Here is a 16,221-nt window from a genome sequence, read left to right on the forward strand (position 1 = left end):
ACTACCTCCTTCTATTCTCGGAGGTTGCAGGCCAGAGCACCCGTAAAGTGATGTAAAGCGGTGTAAACCACGAGCCATAAAGCGGTGTAAACCACGAGCTCAGTCAGAGACCTGCTATTCGCTCTCAGCCGGACGCCAAGTTTCGATAAATTGTTTGGCTGTTCTGAGGTCTCGTGTTTCGTGTCCTTCCGTAAAGCGTCCGTAAACTTTGGCAAGGATCGTGTAGGCTTCTTCAGTCCGTCCGTCGTTTGCAAGCAGGGCACTTAAAGCCGTGGCCGAGCGCAACTCCAAACTGAGTGCACCTTGACTGTTCGCAAGCTCAATTGCGCGCAGCAACATCGCCTCGGCCGCTCGTTGATCCAACTGCCCCGAAGCAATCCCGATTTTCGCGCGGGTCCGTAACAGCTCTGGTATGTCGAATGAATCGTGTCGCACCTCAGCACTTTCCACTGACGCAACGATTATCGCCTCCGCCTCCAAGAGCTCACCGCACTCGAATAGCGCTTCTGACATCGATCTGCTCAGCATGTTCGTGAGGATTTGTCGCCTCTCCACATGCAAGGTACTTAGCGCCTCTCGAAGCCTGCTTGCCGCCGTCCGGAACTCTCCCCGGAGCAAAGCTACTTCCGCTGCGAGTGCGGTGCCAAAATCCGCATTTGTACCGAACGAGTGTCGACCGACATGTTCGATGAGACGGCTTACCAGCGCTTCCGATTCTTCTATATCTCCCCTCCACAAAAAAACCGTCGAAGCGTATAGCAAAGCGAGAAACATGCTCATCGGCTGCTCGTCCAGCTCGGCTTCTTCGACTGCCTGACGTGCAACTTGAGCGGCGCGGTCTGCGGCCCCGCTCAGCCAGAGTGTGCGCGCCAAGACTATGATTGCGCGGATCCGATGTTCATAGCCATAAATATCGACCTTCGCCACACCAAGCGCCGCAGCTTGCTTGAAGCCCTCCTCCATGTGACGTAGTGCGCCCACTTGATCGCCTGTCAAGTGATACGCACACCCGAGCATCCACTCGGACATGACGAGCCCCGCAGGAGAGCCGACCTTACGTGCTAACTCGAGGCTGCGCCAACTCACTTCGACCGCTTCACGGAAGCGACCAAGTTGGCACATTACGATATGCTGTCCCGCGAGCAGCTCGAGTTCACGTTCGTGGTCGTTCAGCTTCCGCGCAAGGTTCAACCCGCATTCAATTGAACTGCGAAGCTCATCTCGATCAACACGAGTAAACAATGCGGAGATCACCAGCGTCTCTTGCAAGATAAGGTGTGTTGCGGAGCCCTCTAGGGAACCGAGCTGCGACAGCGCGGATTGACACCAACTATGACACTCTTCCAGCAGCGACAATACCAGTAAATGCGGCGCGGCGAGCGCTGTCAGGCGAACACCCAGTTCACTTTCGCCTGCATCGGAAAACGCCCATGCAAGTGCAGTGCGCATGTTGCAGACTCGCTCACCCTCTCCTGTATGGGAGAATGCCCAAACCAGCGCAGGACGCATGGTATCGCCCTCCATTACATCTCGGGCCCCAGCCTGCCACTCATTCTCACGCTCATTACTCCGGCTGAGTTGCGCAATAAGATACTCGGTGAACTTTCGCAAAACGGCGTTGAGTTCGCCTGACTTCGCCAGTTTTTCCGATGCGTAGGAGCGCGTCGAATCGAGGAGGCGCAGATGCCACGTCCCATTCAACATGGATGACGACAACAATGACTTGTCGGCAAGGCTTGCGATTGCTGTTGCAACTTGGGCTTCTGTGAGGACAGCGTCCGTCGCGATCCGCTGCGCCGCTTCCAGATTGAACGGCGTCACGAACACTGACAAGCGGTACAGCACGCTACGTTCGTTCTCGGACAGCAGCTTGTAACTCCAATCAAGCATTGCCTGGAGCGTCTGATGCCGGGGCGGCGCGGTGCGTCTGCCATGCCAGAGCAGATCGAAGCGGCTGTTGATCAGTTCCGCAGTGCCTTGCAGGCCATGCGAGCGCACGCGACCAGCGGCCAATTCTATTGCCAGCGCAATGCCATCCATCTTTTGGCAGATCTCGACGGCGAACAGCGCGGTTTCATCCGTCAGCGTCTCTTGCGCGCCGCTTGCCGCCACTCTATCCATGAACAGCTGGACTGCCGGGAACATCATCGCGTCGGCCGCGGTGATATCCGCACTAATTGGCGGAACATCAAGCGGCGGAAGGATATATACATGCTCGCCCTCTACACGTAATAACTCCCGGCTGGTTGCAAGCAGGTGAACCTGAGGTGCAGATTTATAAAGCTGTTCTGCGAGAGCCGCCGTCTCGTCGATGACGTGCTCACAATTGTCCAATACGAGTAACGCTTTTTGAGTGCGAAAAAAAGCCAGAATATTCGACCTGGGGTCCTGCACCTGCACCTGCAACTTCAAGCCGAGCACTGAGGCAATCGTGATCGGAACGAGAGACGCTTCAGTGACCGAGGCGAGATCGACGTAATGCACCGCGCCGCTAAAGGCCTCGAGCATCGTGTGCGCCACCGAGATCGCGACAGTCGTCTTACCCATTCCTCCAGGACCGATGATACTCACGAAGCGGTGTTCGGCGAGCAGTTGCGTCAAAACGCTGACCGAAGCCTCGCGCCCAACGAGTCTTTTTAGAGGCTCCGGCAACAAGTGCTCCGAGTGAGTTGTGAGTGAGGCGTTGTTGGATCGAAGGTCGGGAGATTGGATGAGCTCGAGTTCCGTAGGCGAAAAGGTGGAACGCACCCGAGTTACAGGAGCCACGAAACTGTATCCACGACCGGGGAGGTTGACGACGTAGCGCGCGCCGTCCTTGCCTTCGCCCAGACATTTGCGCAGATTCGAGATGTTGACACGCAGGTTCGCCTCGTCGACTACCAGCCCCGCCCATGCACGTGCAATCAATTCCCGTCGGGAAAGTACGTCACCGGCCCGTTCCACCAATGCAATCAGTATATCGAGCGAACGGCTGCCGAGTTTTACGGCCACTCCGTTGCGCTGCAGCAACCGGCGGTTTACGTGCAGACGAAACGGGCCAAACACGACAATCTCGTCACAGCCAGGCCTGTCAGGCTTCGGGTGCAGATGATTATTTTCCAAACTATAGGCTCCGCCACACATTACACAAGGTCTTAGTCCAGCTTGCACCTCCCTATTAACCGCAGGAATCTTCCATAACAGCAAGCCTGTCCAATCAATGGGTGGCCTTGTACGAGATAGTGATACTGCCGTGATGGCAATAGCGTGAAGGCCATCAGTGGCCGAGAACCGTTCGCGCGCTCGCCTTTAGACGCCGCCATGGTCGACCCCCAATATCGATGCATGTGGCGCTCATTATCTGCACAAACATGTTCTATAGGAAATTTAACATGATCAACCCAAAACTCGAACTACTGACGCCAGAAAACTGCCAAGTCATCTTCATCGATCAACAACCTCAAATGGCATTTGGGGTTCAAAGCATTGACCGGCAAGCTTTGAAGAACAACGTAGTCGCACTGGCCAAAGGAGCAAAGATTTTCTCGATTCCAACGATTATTACCACCGTTGAATCGGAAAGTTTTTCCGGATATAGCTACCCTGAACTGCTGTCGGTATTCCCGGAGGCGCCAATTCTTGAACGCACCTCGATGAATTCTTGGGATGATCAAAAAGTGCGGGACGCACTGAAAAAGAACGGCCGCAAAAAAGTAATCGTATCAGGCTTGTGGACGGAAGTTTGTAACAATACTTTCGCGCTGTCGGCCATGCTTGAGGGCGGCTATGAGATCTATATGGTAGCCGATGCGTCAGGCGGTACAAGTCAGGCGGCCCACGACTACTCCATGCAACGCATGATTCAGGCAGGTGTTGTACCCGTGACCTGGCAACAGGTGATGCTCGAATGGCAGCGCGACTGGAAGAACAGGGAAACTTACGACGCTGTCATGGAGCTGGTTAAAGAACACTCCGGTGCCTATGGCATGGGGGTTGACTATGCGTACACCATGGTTCACAAAGCGCCACAGCGGACCGAACACGGGCAGGTTCTTGCCCCAGTGGCCGCGTCTCTTTAACGAACGGGGCGCACATTCTATCGGTGCGCCCGTCATAACCAAGCACATCGAGGGAGCCAACCATGAAGCTCTATATTTTTTCTATAGCCGCAGGAGTATTGGTAGGCGTTATCTATAGCTTGCTCAGTGTGCGCTCACCAGCACCGCCACTGGTCGCACTGTTGGGCTTGCTCGGCATGCTGATTGGTGAGCAACTTATTCCTGTGGGAAAACATATCTTGGATGGTACGGCCTTCACTACAGCCTGTGCAAAAACGCAAGCCACTGAGCATGTGCTCGGACAGCTGCCGGGAAGAAACCAGATAAGAAAGGACATCGCGTGATTAAAGGAGATTCTCTTATGAACGATTCCATTCCAGATATCGTTTTCCACAATGGCCGGATCACAACTCTCGATCGCGCCAATCCTGCTGCTACCGCGGTCGCTATCAAAGACGGAAAGTTTCTGGCGGTTGGCACCGACAGCGACATCCTCTCGCTGAGCAGTCCAGCAACTCGGGCAGTTAATTTGCAGGGCAGGCATGTGCTTCCAGGACTGTATGACAACCATACCCATGTAGTTCGAGGCGGGTTGAACTACAACCTGGAGTTGCGCTGGGACGGTGTGCGTTCACTGGCCGATGCGTTGGACATGCTGCGCCGCCAGGTGGCCATCACGCCCGCACCGCAGTGGGTCCGTGTCGTTGGTGGCTTCACTGAACATCAATTCATTGAAAAGCGTTTGCCGACGATAGAAGAAATTAATGTCATTGCACCTGATACGCCTGTTTTTTTGCTCCATCTATACGACCAGGCGCTGTTGAATGGCGCTGCTCTACGGGCCGTTGGCTACACGAAAGATACGCCGCAGCCTCCGGGTGGAGAAATTACTCGCGATTCGAATGGTAATCCTACCGGTTTGCTATTAGCCAAGCCCAACGCGATGATCCTGTATTCCACTTTGGCGAAAGGTCCCAAGTTACCTTTTGACTATCAGGTCAATTCAACGCGGCATTTCATGCGCGAGCTCAATCGCTTGGGCATCACAGGCCTTATCGACGCGGGAGGCGGCTTTCAGAACTACCCCGAAGATTACGCCGTTATCCAGAAACTATCAGATGAAGGACAGATGACGGTGCGTCTGGCCTATAACCTTTTCACGCAAAAGCCCAAGGAAGAGAAGGAAGACTTTCTGAATTGGACCAGCAGCGTAAAGTACAAACAAGGCACGGACTATTTTCGTCACAATGGCGCCGGCGAGATGCTGGTGTTTTCTGCCGCCGATTTCGAAGATTTTCGCCAGCCACGACCAGACTTACCGCCAGAGATGGAAGGTGAGTTGGAAGAGGTGGTACGTATTCTGGCGCAAAACAACTGGCCCTGGCGCCTGCATGCTACTTATGACGAGACCATATCGCGAGCGCTGGATGTGTTTGAGAAGGTTAATCAGGATATCCCGCTGCAGGGTATCAACTGGTTCTTCGATCATGCCGAAACAATCTCCGATAAATCGATTGACCGCGTAGCCGAGCTGGGTGGTGGCATTGCAGTGCAACACCGCATGGCCTATCAAGGTGAATACTTTGTTGAGCGCTACGGGGCCAAAGCCGCCGAAGCGACTCCGCCAATCGCCAAGATACTGGACCGAGGCGTAAAGGTTTCCGCAGGGACGGATGCCACTCGCGTCGCATCTTACAATCCCTGGGTGTCGCTCTCATGGATGATCACGGGAAAAACGCTGGGCGGCATGCGACTGTATCCCCAACGCAATCTTCTCGATCGGGAAACTGCACTGAGAATGTGGACTGAGAATGTGGCTTGGTTCTCCAATGAAGAGAACAAGCGTGGACGCATCCAGGTAGGCCAGTTCGCCGATTTCATCGTTCCCAGCAAAGACTATTTCGGAGTGCCGGAGGACGAAGTCTCATTTCTTACCTCGCACTTGACTGTCGTGGGCGGACGCATTGTTTATGGTGAGGGGCAATTCCTTTCACTGGATGACAATCCTGTACCGCCCGCAATGCCAGATTGGTCTCCCACGCGTCTATTCAAAGGTTACGGCGCATGGGGCGAGCCGGAAGGCGCAGGCAAGAACTCGCTGCAACCGCTACGTCATCAGGCCATGGCTTCCTGCGGCTGTGCAAGCGCATGCGGATTACATGGCCACGATCATGCGACGGCCTGGGGGTCGAAGGTTCCTGCCTCCGACTTAAAGGGCTTCTTTGGCGCATTGGGCTGCTCTTGCTGGGCAGTTTAAGGGACCGACTATGTCTATTAACAACATTAGTGGCAATTGGCCGGCCGCCGTTTCGCGGCCAGCTCTTGGAAGCAGAGCCATTCGCTTTATCGCGTATCTTGGGCTATGTGCAGCGTATTTGCAAGGAGGCATCGTCAAGCTGACCGACTTTCCTGGTGCCATCGCAGAGATGAATCACTTTGGGCTGACACCGGCACCGCTGTTTGCTGTGCTGGTGATAGCACTGGAGCTGGGTGCGTCGCTGATGATATTGACGGGCCGTCTGCGTTGGCTGGGTGCCTTGGGGTTGGCAGGTTTCACGTTGCTTGCCACAGGTATCGCCTTGCGTTATTGGGAGCTACCAGTGGGGCATGAGCGCTTCATGGCTACTAATTCATTCTTTGAGCACCTTGGTTTGGTTGGTGGTTTCCTGCTGGTGGCATGGCTGGACTTCCAAGAGAAACTTGTTAATCAAAAATTTTAACTTTGGGCCGCCGGCGCACTGGTCGGTAAGGTCGGATCCGTCTTTACGGCCAGCGGCTCGCAGCATGGCGGACACGAATCGACTGCAAAATTGATCGCATGAATCTTCCATAACAGCAAGCCTGTCCAATCAGGGAATGGCCGTTTGCGAGATAGTTCTATCGTCGTTATGAGCCCGGGGAATAGTCACGGCGAGTGACCGATTCCCGAAGAGCAAATCTGCGAACAACCTTTTAAACAGGATTACTGATATGACGTTTCGTAATGGTCTTAATTCACTTCTTCGGCCGGAAGACTCGGTGCTCGTTCTGATCGATCACCAGCCTTTTCAACTTGCAAACCTGAATAGCCACGACCCCCATATTGTGGTCAATAACTCAACGGCATTGGCGAAGGCCGCCAAGGCTTTCGACGTACCTACGATTCTGACGAGTGTGGTCGTTGATCGTGGCGGTGACATCTTTCAACAGATCACCGATGTGTTTCCCGGCCAGGAAATCATCGACCGAACACTCATCAACACATGGGAAGACCCAAAGGTAGTCGACGCGGTCAAAGCGACAGGTCGCAAGCAGCTCGTCATTGCTGGTCTGTGGACCGAGATCTGCGTCGCCATGCCAGCGATACAGGCTGCGGGAGAAGGCTGGGATGTGACTGTCATCACCGATGCGTGCGGCGCTGTCTCGGTTGAGGCGCACGAAGTCGCCATACAGCGTATGGCTGCGGCTGGCATTAATTTGATGACCTGGCTGGCGCTGGCAGCCGAGTGGCAGCGTGATTGGGCTCGGACCGACACTGCAGGTGGGCTCACTGACGTACTCATTCAGCATGCTGCCGGAAGCGGCATCGCGTATCTGTGGGAGCAGCAACTGCTCAATACACCGGTTCCCAGCACTGCGGGCTGATCACTTCCATTTGGCAGATTAGCCAGACTATTATCGGCAGCGGATCCAAGTGTGAGCATCCGCCGCCGTTCCCAAGAAACCTGGATTTCAAAGGGTCGAGTACATGATCATACTCAAATTTTCGAAGGCGGCTCTCTTATCTGCGCTTGTGATTAGCGCATCTGTGTTGCCGTCAGCACCTGCCGCAGCGCGGACAACAAATTCGCAGGATCAGTCTGCAGCGTCTTTGGCCGTAGTGATGGATTTTCTCTCCAACACCGCACCAGATAAGGTCGAAGCTGCAGCCGCCCGGCTGGTAGCGCCCGACGCAGTGTATGTATCGCTGAGCTTCGATAATCCGGAGCTAAAGAAGATCGAGCCATGGACGGGAACTGCCACAGGCCCCAACGCCTACAGCAGCACATTCCTTCGGGTTGCAGAATATTGGACGATCGAGGACTTCACAATTACCGACAAGCTGGCTTCGGGTGAGGATGTAGCCATTTTCGGCAAGTTCACCTATCGCTCGGTTGAGGTTGGTCATGTCTTCACCTCGCCATTCTCGATTCACGCCAAGGTACACGAGGGCAAGATGACCTATTTCCAGTTTATGGAAGATACCTACGCATCAGCGAGATCCTTCCGTCAAAGCGGATCGTGGACGGTGAAAACGACCAAGGCAACCCCGGCATTCGAGGTCGGCGAACTGAGGTCGAAATGACCGACAAACGTGAGATTCAAATTTCATACGAGGATAAAGGCCATAAGGGTCGTTTTGTCGCTCGCATCAATGGTGTAGCCGACGAGGGCGAGCTGACTATCTCCAGGGTATCGGACGTACTTAACATCGCTGACGGCACGTTCGTTCCCGATACGCTTCGCGGAACTGGCACAGCATCGGCACTCGTCCAGGCCCTAATTGCGAATGCTCGCGCCAAGGCGTACCGCATCGTGCCACTCTGTCCTTACGTCCGGGCGCAGTCGCTGAAGCATCCGGAGTGGTCAGATGTCATTCAAAATTGAGGCAAATAGGTCATTTTTGATCGTGACGGCTATGTTTTCAAAAATGCCGACCAATGCCGTTTACCGTGCCGCGGGTGCCTAAATGACTCCTATTGACATGACCGCCCCGGCAAAGGGCCCGCTGAGCTTCCCGGTCTTTCGGGCATTGTGGATTGCCACGATTATTTCCAACATCGGCACCTGGATGCATGATGTCGGTGCAGGATGGCTGATGACCTCGCTGTCGCCCAGCCCTTTGCTGGTAGCTCTGGTACAGGCTGCCACGACGCTGCCAATGTTCTTGCTGGCCCTACCGGCAGGCGCGCTGGCAGATATTGTTGATCGCCGGAAGATGCTGCTGGGCGCTCAGATCCTAGGCCTTAGCGCTGCGGCGGCTCTGGCCATACTAACTCTACAAGGCCTCACTACCCCATGGGTGCTTCTTGGCGCCACCTTTGTCCTGGGCGTAGCAGCGGCGCTTAGTGCGCCGGTCTTTCAGGCCATCGTCCCGGAGCTGATCGACAAAGCAGGGTTGCCCGAGGCGGTGGCGCTCAATAGTCTGGGCGTCAACATCGCGCGCGCCATCGGCCCGGCACTTGGCGGGGTGATCGTAGCGGTGGCCGGCGTTCCGGCGGTCTTTGCGCTGAACGCAGTGTCGGTTTCGGCGGTACTGATCGTGCTTTTCAGATGGAGGCGTGCCGCGACTGTACACAGCTTGCCGCCTGAACATTTTATCGGCGCGCTACGGGCCGGTTATCGCTACGCTCGGCATTCTCCGGCGATGCGACTGGTATTGATCCGCACCCTTGGTTTCTTTCTGTTCAGCAGCGCGCTTTGGGCGATGCTGCCATTGGTGGGGCGCCGTGAGCTGGGGCTGGATGCAGCGGGCTACGGCGGGCTTCTTGGCTGCATGGGCGCTGGTGCTATTGTCGGAGCATTGCTGCTGAAAAAACTGCGTAAAATCGTAGCGTCCAATACGATCTCGATCTGGACGACGTTACTGTTTGCGGGGGCGTCTCTCGCACTGGCCTCGGCACCCAATGCTTGGCTGGCCGGAGCAGTGATGTTTGGTGCCGGCCTAGCCTGGATCGGCATGCTGACTTCGCTCAACGTCGCAGCGCAGATGGCCTCGCCTAGTTGGGTCAAGGCGCGAGCGCTCGCTGTCTATCTTTTGGTGCTTCAAGGGGCCATGACCGGCGGCAGCATTCTGTGGGGCACTCTGGCCAGTAGCGCCGGCGTCTCGGGCGCCCTGATCATCGCGGCCATTGGCCTGACGCTAGTGACTCTGCTAGCGCTGCGCTGGCGGCTGCCGAACGATTCCACCACCGATCTGGCACCCTCGAACCATTGGGCCGAGCCTGTCGTCGCGAACCCTCCTGCCGATGACCGGGGCCCCGTCTTGATCGAGATCGAATACCTGGTCGCCCCAGAACAACAGGCTGCGTTCACCATCTCGCTGCGCGAGTTCCGCGCGACGCGCTATCGCGACGGCGCCATCCGATGGGACGTCTGGGAAGACGTCGCAGAGCCCGGTCGAGTAGTCGAAGAGTTCGTCGTCGAAAGCTGGGTCGAGCATCAGCGCCAGCATGCCAGAGTGACCCATACCGACGCACTGGATCAGAAACTGCTGAACGCCTTCCATATAGGCGATCGGCCACCTGTCGTCCGCCATCTATTGCGACCACTTTAATGTTCACAGGAGACACAGCATGATTGAAATGATCATCGAGCAGCGACGCCGCGATCTGGGCGGCGGCTTTGAAGTAGGCCGCATACTGCCGTTTGGAAAGCAACGCATGGTTGGGCCTTTTATCTTCTTTGATCACATGGGGCCGATTGATTTGGCACCCGGCCCCAATCAGGGCCATGACGTCCGCGCCCATCCGCACATCGGTCTTGCGACGGTAACCTATCTCTTTTCCGGCGAGGTCATGCATCGCGATAGCCTGGGCTACGAGCAAGTAATCCGCCCACAAGAAGTGAACTGGATGACCGCCGGCAGCGGCATCACACATAGCGAGCGATTCGAACGCGCACAGGTGCAAGGCGATCATCTGCACGGTATTCAGGCGTGGGTTGCGCTGCCAACCGGGCAGGAAGAAACTTCTCCATCCTTCTCACATCACTCAGGAAGCGATTTGCCGCAATGGGACGATCGCGGCGTGAGCGGACAACTGATCGCGGGTAGCGCCTATGGCCTGACGGCCAGCGCCAAAACACATTCGCCCCTGTTCTATGCCCACCTGGACATGGCGCCGGGCGCAACTGCCGAAATACCCGGCGGGCACAAAGAACGTGCGGTGTATATCGCCACTGGTGCGGTAGAACTGCACGGCACACGCTACGAGAGCGGCAGGATGCTGGTGCTTGGCACGGCGGCCTCGAGCATGCGATCACTGGAACGTTCGACAGTAATGATTCTTGGTGGCGATCCCGTCGGTGAACGGTTCATTTACTGGAACTTTGTGTCTTCGTCGAAGGATCGGCTCGCCCAAGCAGCATCCGACTGGAAAGCAGGAAGGATGAAGTTGCCAGATGCCGATGATAAAGAGTTCATCCCGTTACCGGACGAATCGTTTCCGCCCTTCTATACGCGCGCCACGTAGGCATCTGCACTTCATTAACACACCGCACAACGGAAGATAAATGAACAACTTGAATGGAAAGCGCGCATTGGTCACTGGTGGGTCACGAGGCATCGGCGCCGCGATAGCATTCGCACTGGCAGAAAACGGGGCCGACGTTGCGTTTACGTATCAACATACAGCCGATAAAGCCAACGCGGTCGCCAAATCAATCGAGAAAGCTGGGCGTCGCGCGGCGGCCATCCGAGCCGACAGCGCAGACCTGAAGGCTATCTCACGCGCCGTGAGTGAGGCCGTCTCAACACTAGGTGGCCTCGACATCCTCGTGAACAGCGCAGCGGTTGGCCACACTGGAATGATCGCGGATCTTGACGTGCACGACTATCAAGCCGTGATGGACGTCAATGTGCGAGCCCCCGTAATGTTTGCCAAAGCGGTTATCCCACATCTAGCTACCGGCGGACGCATTATTACGATCGGTTCAGCCCTGGGGGAACGGGTTCCCTTTCCGGGCATAACGCTTTATGCGATGTCCAAGGCAGCTCTTACTGCCTTTACCCGCGGCCTTTCACGCGAACTCGGCCCGAGCGGCATCACCGTCAATCTTGTGCAGCCTGGCGCAACCAACACAGATGCAAATCCGGCCAATGGCGAAGCTGCTGACTTTCAACGTAGCCTCACATCCTTGGGACGCTACGCCGAACCACAAGAAATAGCGAACGCCGTGGTCTTTTTTGCCGGGCCTGCCGCAGACGTGATCACGGGTTCAACCTTGACTGTTGATGGCGGTGCTATTGCTTGAGCGACCTCGTTGACGTCACACTTTCCACAAAAGACTCAATATATGGCTCAGCTGACCTCAAAGCCCATTCTCTTGATGGGCGGAACAGGCGCTATCGGACACCTTTCCGCTCGTGCGCTCCGCTCTGTTTACCCCAATGTTCCTTTGCTGGTCAGCGGGCGCAATCTAACAAAATGCGACAAATGGCCGGCGAAATCGACCTGGCGGAAGGCATAGTGGTCAACCCGTATGCCGATGCTCTCGGTCATCGTCAGGTAAGCGCTGTTGCCGTTTTCTATGCTGACGAACGATTGGCTGGCCTGCGTTTTGCGCAAGGCCGCTGGGTGCCGCATCTCAGTATTTCATCGGGCGTCTATGGAATAGCACCCGAAGTAGCGAGCCTATATTTATACTTTTGGCGCTTGCAGCATTATTTGAGTCTACTAATGACATATGCTCGATATTGTTTGATCCTACAACCAAGATAGTTCTACCAGAGCACTAAGCGCATATCAAGCACAAAAAGAGAAAATAGCCGATATTTCGGCCATTTTTATTGGATTTGAAAGAACTTAAGAGATTATCTCAATCGACAGACTTTATTTTCAATTACCACAAGCCACAGCAGAATAAGCCCCCTACTCCACCGTCACAGATTTCGCCAGATTCCTGGGCTTATCAACATCAGTCCCCCTTGCGCACGCCGTGTGATACGCCAGCAACTGCAACGGTATCGTATGCAATATCGGTGACAGTTTCCCGTAGTTCTCGGGCATACGGATCACATGGATGCCGTCGCTATTCACGATCTTCGTATCAGCATCGGCAAACACATAAAGCTCGCCGCCACGGGCGTGTACTTCCTGCATGTTCGACTTCAGCTTTTCCAGCAACTCGTCGCGCGGCGCGATGGTCACCACCGGCATGGCTTCGGTCACCAGTGCCAGCGGGCCGTGCTTGAGCTCACCGGCGGGATAGGCTTCGGCGTGGATGTAGCTGATTTCCTTCAGCTTCAGTGCGCCTTCAAGCGCGATGGGATAATGCATGCCGCGACCCAAAAACAAGGCGTTTTCCTTGCTGGCAAAGCGATCGGCCCAGGCCATGATTTGCGGTTCCAGTGCCAGTACAGCGCCTATGGCTACGGGCAGGTGGCGCAGCGATTTGAGCATGTCGGCTTCGCGCTCTTCGCTCAGCTGCCCTTTGGTTTGGGCCAACGCCAGGGTCAGCAGGCACAAGGCGGTAAGTTGGGTGGTAAAGGCTTTGGTCGATGCCACGCCAATTTCCACGCCAGCGCGGGTGATGTAGTTCAGTTCGCATTCGCGCACCATGGCGCTGGTGGCCACGTTGCATATGGTTAGCGTGTGCGTCATGCCCAGGCTGCGGGCGTGTTTCAGGGCGGCCAGGGTGTCGGCGGTCTCGCCGGACTGCGAAATGGTCACGACCAGTGAGCGTGGATTGGGCACGCTGTCACGGTAACGATATTCGCTGGCGATTTCGACATTGACAGGTATTTTGGCGATGGACTCGAGCCAGTACTTGGCGGTTAAGCCGGCGTAGTAGCTGGTGCCGCAGGCCAGAATCAATACATTATCGATTTCCTTGAATACCTTGTAGGCACGATCACCAAAAAGCTCGGGCGTAATGCTTTCGATGTCCTGCAGGGTATCGCTGACAGCGCGAGGTTGCTCGAAGATTTCCTTTTGCATGTAGTGACGGTAGGGGCCGAGCTCGGCCGCGCCAGTGTGCACTTGAACAGTATGGACTTCACGCTCAACTTCTTGGCCAGCCTGGTCCACAACCCAGATGCGTGCCAGTTGCAGATCAACGACGTCGCCATCTTCCAGGTAAACGATCTGGTCGGTGGTGCCAGCCAGCGCCAAGGCGTCGGACGCCAGGAAGTTCTCGTTGTTGCCCCGCCCCACAACGAGGGGTGAGCCATGGCGTGCGCCGATCACCCGGTGCGGTTCGTCGCGACAGAACACGGCGATGGCGTAGGCGCCTGTCAATCGACGCGTAGCCTGCTGCACGGCGTCGAACAAGTCGCCGGTGTACAGATGATCGACCAAGTGAGCAATGACTTCGGTGTCGGTCTGGCTTTCGAAGACATAACCGGCTGCCTGCAGTTCGTTGCGCAGCTCGTCGTGGTTTTCGATAATCCCGTTATGCACCAGAGCTATGCGGGCAGAGGCTTTACCCTGGCCCGAAAAATGGGGATGGGCGTTATGGGTGGCGGGTGCGCCATGAGTGGCCCAGCGCGTATGAGCGATGCCGGTAAAGCCGGTGATGCTCTCTTTGCTTACTTGTTCGGCCAGTTCGGCTACGCGCTCGGTGCTGCGCGCCCGGCGCAATTCACCATCGGTATGTACGGCAACACCGCAGGAATCATAGCCGCGGTATTCCAGACGCTGCAGGCCTTCGAGCAAGATGGGGGTGATGTCGCGTTGCGCCACTGCGCCAACTATTCCGCACATACTGGGTACTCCAATAATTTAAGTAACCTGCGTATTGTGCTTAAATCGGAAAGAAATATGATTTCTTTATTTCGATAAAAATGACGAATAATTTCTGTATCTATTTACGACGTTTTTATATTTCATTTTATTTGATAATATGAAATATATGAAAACCAATAGCCAAGAAATCAGCTTCGATGATCTGGATCTGCGTATTCTCGATCAAATGCAGGCAGACAGCTCCATCAGCAATCAAGAACTTGCCCTGCGGGTTCATGCATCAGCGCCTACTTGTTTGCGTCGCGTCCGCCGGCTTGTTGAGGCAGGCGTGATCGAAAAGCAAGTGGCTATTTTGAATCCACAGAAGGTGGCCAGCAGCCTGACCGCGATCATTGAAATCACGCTCGATGTTCAAACGGCGGAAGCGCTTGACACCTTCGAGGCCAGCATGGGCCAGGCCCCTGAAGTACTGCAATGCTACCGGGTATCACCTGGCCCTGATTTTATTGTGGTGGCGCAAGTGGCCGATATGCCGGCCTATCATGTCATGGCACATCAAACGTTCACTTCACAGACCAATGTACGCAATGTGCGTACGTTTTTTTCAGTGCATCGCAGCAAGTTTGAAACCAGGACGGTGCTGCCCACCCAACGCGTATCATCAGGCGTAAGCGCCGGCGGGTAAACGAACGCCTTCAACGCTGCAACAAACCTTCGAACTCCCGCAGGTAACGTCGCGCCATTTCCTGTACATCGTGTTCCTGGCGTACATAGTCATGCGCACGCGCTATGGCCGCCTCGCGAAACGCGGTATCGTCCAGCATGCGCCGCATACCCTCCGCCATGGCTTCGTAATCACCTGTTTTGCACAGTACGCCGCGCCCGTCGGCCAGACTTTCCTTCAGACCACCCGCATCTGTTGATACGACCGGTATGCGCTGCAAAAAGGCATCGAGCACACTGCTGCCCAGGGCTTCCTCTACTGAACTCATGGCAAAAACATCCATGGCGCTGTACAGGCTTTCAATGTCTTTCTGGAAGCCGGCAAATAGATAAATTTTTTCCAGCCCCAATTCGGCAACACGTGCGCGCGCCGCCTGCTCAGCGTCACCGCTACCACCCAAGTGCACGAAGACAAAGTCGTCGCGCTGCTGGGCCAGTATATTGACGGCTTCGATCATGGTGAGCGGATCTTTGTCGTTGATCAGGGCGGCCGAGGTAGAGATCAGGCGCTTGCCTGTGGGGACCCATTCGTCGAGGAAGCGCTGCACACGGGCCTGGTCTACCGTCACTGGCTCAACTGCGCTGCGGATAATCACAGGCTTGATGCCCAGACGCCGTGGCTCGGCAGCGGCTGATTCGCTAATGGCAACAAACAAATCAATACGTTGCCACTTGATTCGTATTTTGGCATCGTTACGAACGCGAAAATCGGTACGCCGGGAAAAAACAACGGGGCGGCGGTGTGCCCAGCGGGTCAGCGCCGCCCAGGTAATGGTGTTGGCAGTTTGGGCGTGAATGATGTCGAACTTTTTTCCCGAGCCCATTAAAAACCCGATCTGCCCTAGCGGACCATCTTGTTCGTAAACGTGGAACCCTTCGGCTCGTGCCGTGTTCGCCATCTGACTACCGCGGCGCGCCATCAGCGATACTTCGTGGCCCGCCTGGCGAAATTGGCGCATGCAATACAGGGTCTGCCGTTCGCCGCCACGCCAGCCGCGTTCAAAGTTCAGTTGCAGGATTTTCATGGGCTCTATTGT

Annotated in this window: 15 protein-coding genes; 11 read left to right on the forward strand and 4 right to left on the reverse strand. The window is 55.6% G+C overall.

The features are described from left to right. Nucleotides 1-114 precede the first annotated feature (114 nt). Nucleotides 115-3,102, reverse strand: a complete 2,988-nt coding sequence (locus ERD84_RS02660) for an ATP-binding protein (RefSeq protein ID WP_245150601.1) — start codon at nt 3,100-3,102, stop codon at nt 115-117. 269 nt (nt 3,103-3,371) lie between these two features. On the opposite strand from ERD84_RS02660, the gene ERD84_RS02665 reads away from it, so the two are divergent. The 10 genes from ERD84_RS02665 (at nt 3,372) to ERD84_RS02715 (ending at nt 12,029) form a co-directional block, all read left to right on the forward strand. Then, complete coding sequence (locus ERD84_RS02665; protein ID WP_130038007.1) at nt 3,372-4,058, forward strand: hydrolase; 687 nt, start codon at nt 3,372-3,374, stop codon at nt 4,056-4,058. Nucleotides 4,059-4,120: 62 nt separating this feature from the next. Then, nucleotides 4,121-4,381, forward strand: a complete 261-nt coding sequence (locus tag ERD84_RS02670) for a XapX domain-containing protein (protein ID WP_130038009.1) — start codon at nt 4,121-4,123, stop codon at nt 4,379-4,381. Between the two features lie 17 nt (nt 4,382-4,398). Continuing rightward, nucleotides 4,399-6,294, forward strand: coding sequence for an amidohydrolase (locus ERD84_RS02675; protein WP_130038011.1), 1,896 nt, complete (start codon nt 4,399-4,401; stop codon nt 6,292-6,294). Between the two features lie 10 nt (nt 6,295-6,304). Beyond that, nucleotides 6,305-6,757 (forward strand): DoxX family protein, encoded by a 453-nt coding sequence (locus tag ERD84_RS02680; RefSeq protein ID WP_130038014.1) that lies wholly within the window; start codon nt 6,305-6,307, stop codon nt 6,755-6,757. A 250-nt stretch (nt 6,758-7,007) separates the two neighbouring features. After that, nucleotides 7,008-7,661 carry a hydrolase gene (locus tag ERD84_RS02690; protein WP_130038016.1) on the forward strand — a complete coding sequence of 218 codons (654 nt, stop codon included), beginning with the start codon at nt 7,008-7,010 and terminating at the stop codon, nt 7,659-7,661. Nucleotides 7,662-7,764: 103 nt separating this feature from the next. After that, on the forward strand, nt 7,765-8,361 hold the full coding sequence (locus ERD84_RS02695) for a nuclear transport factor 2 family protein (RefSeq protein ID WP_180001915.1): 597 nt from the start codon (nt 7,765-7,767) through the stop codon (nt 8,359-8,361). Beyond that, nucleotides 8,358-8,663, forward strand: a complete 306-nt coding sequence (locus tag ERD84_RS02700) for a GNAT family N-acetyltransferase (protein ID WP_130038018.1) — start codon at nt 8,358-8,360, stop codon at nt 8,661-8,663. The genes ERD84_RS02695 and ERD84_RS02700 overlap by 4 nt, the downstream gene beginning before the upstream one ends. 82 nt (nt 8,664-8,745) lie before the next feature. Beyond that, on the forward strand, nt 8,746-10,332 hold the full coding sequence (locus ERD84_RS02705; protein ID WP_130038020.1) for an MFS transporter: 1,587 nt from the start codon (nt 8,746-8,748) through the stop codon (nt 10,330-10,332). A 19-nt stretch (nt 10,333-10,351) separates the two neighbouring features. Next, complete coding sequence (locus tag ERD84_RS02710; protein WP_130038022.1) at nt 10,352-11,248, forward strand: pirin family protein; 897 nt, start codon at nt 10,352-10,354, stop codon at nt 11,246-11,248. A gap of 40 nt (nt 11,249-11,288) precedes the next feature. After that, nucleotides 11,289-12,029, forward strand: a complete 741-nt coding sequence (locus tag ERD84_RS02715; protein ID WP_130038024.1) for an SDR family NAD(P)-dependent oxidoreductase — start codon at nt 11,289-11,291, stop codon at nt 12,027-12,029. A 128-nt stretch (nt 12,030-12,157) separates the two neighbouring features. On the opposite strand, the gene ERD84_RS15925 is transcribed toward ERD84_RS02715, so the two are convergent. Then, on the reverse strand, nt 12,158-12,361 hold the full coding sequence (locus ERD84_RS15925; RefSeq protein ID WP_167667227.1) for a hypothetical protein: 204 nt from the start codon (nt 12,359-12,361) through the stop codon (nt 12,158-12,160). Nucleotides 12,362-12,646: 285 nt separating this feature from the next. Continuing rightward, on the reverse strand, nt 12,647-14,479 hold the full coding sequence (glmS, locus tag ERD84_RS02725; RefSeq protein WP_130038026.1) for a glutamine--fructose-6-phosphate transaminase (isomerizing): 1,833 nt from the start codon (nt 14,477-14,479) through the stop codon (nt 12,647-12,649). A 148-nt stretch (nt 14,480-14,627) separates the two neighbouring features. On the opposite strand from glmS, the gene ERD84_RS02730 reads away from it, so the two are divergent. Continuing rightward, on the forward strand, nt 14,628-15,146 hold the full coding sequence (locus ERD84_RS02730) for an Lrp/AsnC family transcriptional regulator (RefSeq protein ID WP_130038028.1): 519 nt from the start codon (nt 14,628-14,630) through the stop codon (nt 15,144-15,146). A 10-nt stretch (nt 15,147-15,156) separates the two neighbouring features. On the opposite strand, the gene ERD84_RS02735 is transcribed toward ERD84_RS02730, so the two are convergent. Next, nucleotides 15,157-16,209, reverse strand: coding sequence for a glycosyltransferase family 4 protein (locus tag ERD84_RS02735; RefSeq protein ID WP_130038030.1), 1,053 nt, complete (start codon nt 16,207-16,209; stop codon nt 15,157-15,159). Between the last annotated feature and the right edge of the window lie 12 nt (nt 16,210-16,221).

Source organism: Pollutimonas harenae (genome assembly GCF_004153685.1).
Lineage (GTDB): Bacteria > Pseudomonadota > Gammaproteobacteria > Burkholderiales > Burkholderiaceae_B > Pusillimonas_C > Pusillimonas_C harenae.

What these genes read in the sequence shown, in the direction of transcription:
- ERD84_RS02665 (WP_130038007.1), top strand. Translation starts at nt 3,372, where the DNA reads ATGATCAACCCAAAACTCGAACTACTGACGCCAGAAAACTGCCAAGTC.
- ERD84_RS02670 (WP_130038009.1), top strand. Translation starts at nt 4,121, where the DNA reads ATGAAGCTCTATATTTTTTCTATAGCCGCAGGAGTATTGGTAGGCGTT.
- ERD84_RS02675 (WP_130038011.1), top strand. Translation starts at nt 4,399, where the DNA reads ATGAACGATTCCATTCCAGATATCGTTTTCCACAATGGCCGGATCACA.
- ERD84_RS02680 (WP_130038014.1), top strand. Translation starts at nt 6,305, where the DNA reads ATGTCTATTAACAACATTAGTGGCAATTGGCCGGCCGCCGTTTCGCGG.
- ERD84_RS02690 (WP_130038016.1), top strand. Translation starts at nt 7,008, where the DNA reads ATGACGTTTCGTAATGGTCTTAATTCACTTCTTCGGCCGGAAGACTCG.
- ERD84_RS02695 (WP_180001915.1), top strand. Translation starts at nt 7,765, where the DNA reads ATGATCATACTCAAATTTTCGAAGGCGGCTCTCTTATCTGCGCTTGTG.
- ERD84_RS02700 (WP_130038018.1), top strand. Translation starts at nt 8,358, where the DNA reads ATGACCGACAAACGTGAGATTCAAATTTCATACGAGGATAAAGGCCAT.
- ERD84_RS02705 (WP_130038020.1), top strand. Translation starts at nt 8,746, where the DNA reads ATGACTCCTATTGACATGACCGCCCCGGCAAAGGGCCCGCTGAGCTTC.
- ERD84_RS02710 (WP_130038022.1), top strand. Translation starts at nt 10,352, where the DNA reads ATGATTGAAATGATCATCGAGCAGCGACGCCGCGATCTGGGCGGCGGC.
- ERD84_RS02715 (WP_130038024.1), top strand. Translation starts at nt 11,289, where the DNA reads ATGAACAACTTGAATGGAAAGCGCGCATTGGTCACTGGTGGGTCACGA.
- ERD84_RS15925 (WP_167667227.1), bottom strand. Translation starts at nt 12,361, where the DNA reads ATGCGGCACCCAGCGGCCTTGCGCAAAACGCAGGCCAGCCAATCGTTC.
- glmS (WP_130038026.1), bottom strand. Translation starts at nt 14,479, where the DNA reads ATGTGCGGAATAGTTGGCGCAGTGGCGCAACGCGACATCACCCCCATC.
- ERD84_RS02730 (WP_130038028.1), top strand. Translation starts at nt 14,628, where the DNA reads ATGAAAACCAATAGCCAAGAAATCAGCTTCGATGATCTGGATCTGCGT.
- ERD84_RS02735 (WP_130038030.1), bottom strand. Translation starts at nt 16,209, where the DNA reads ATGAAAATCCTGCAACTGAACTTTGAACGCGGCTGGCGTGGCGGCGAA.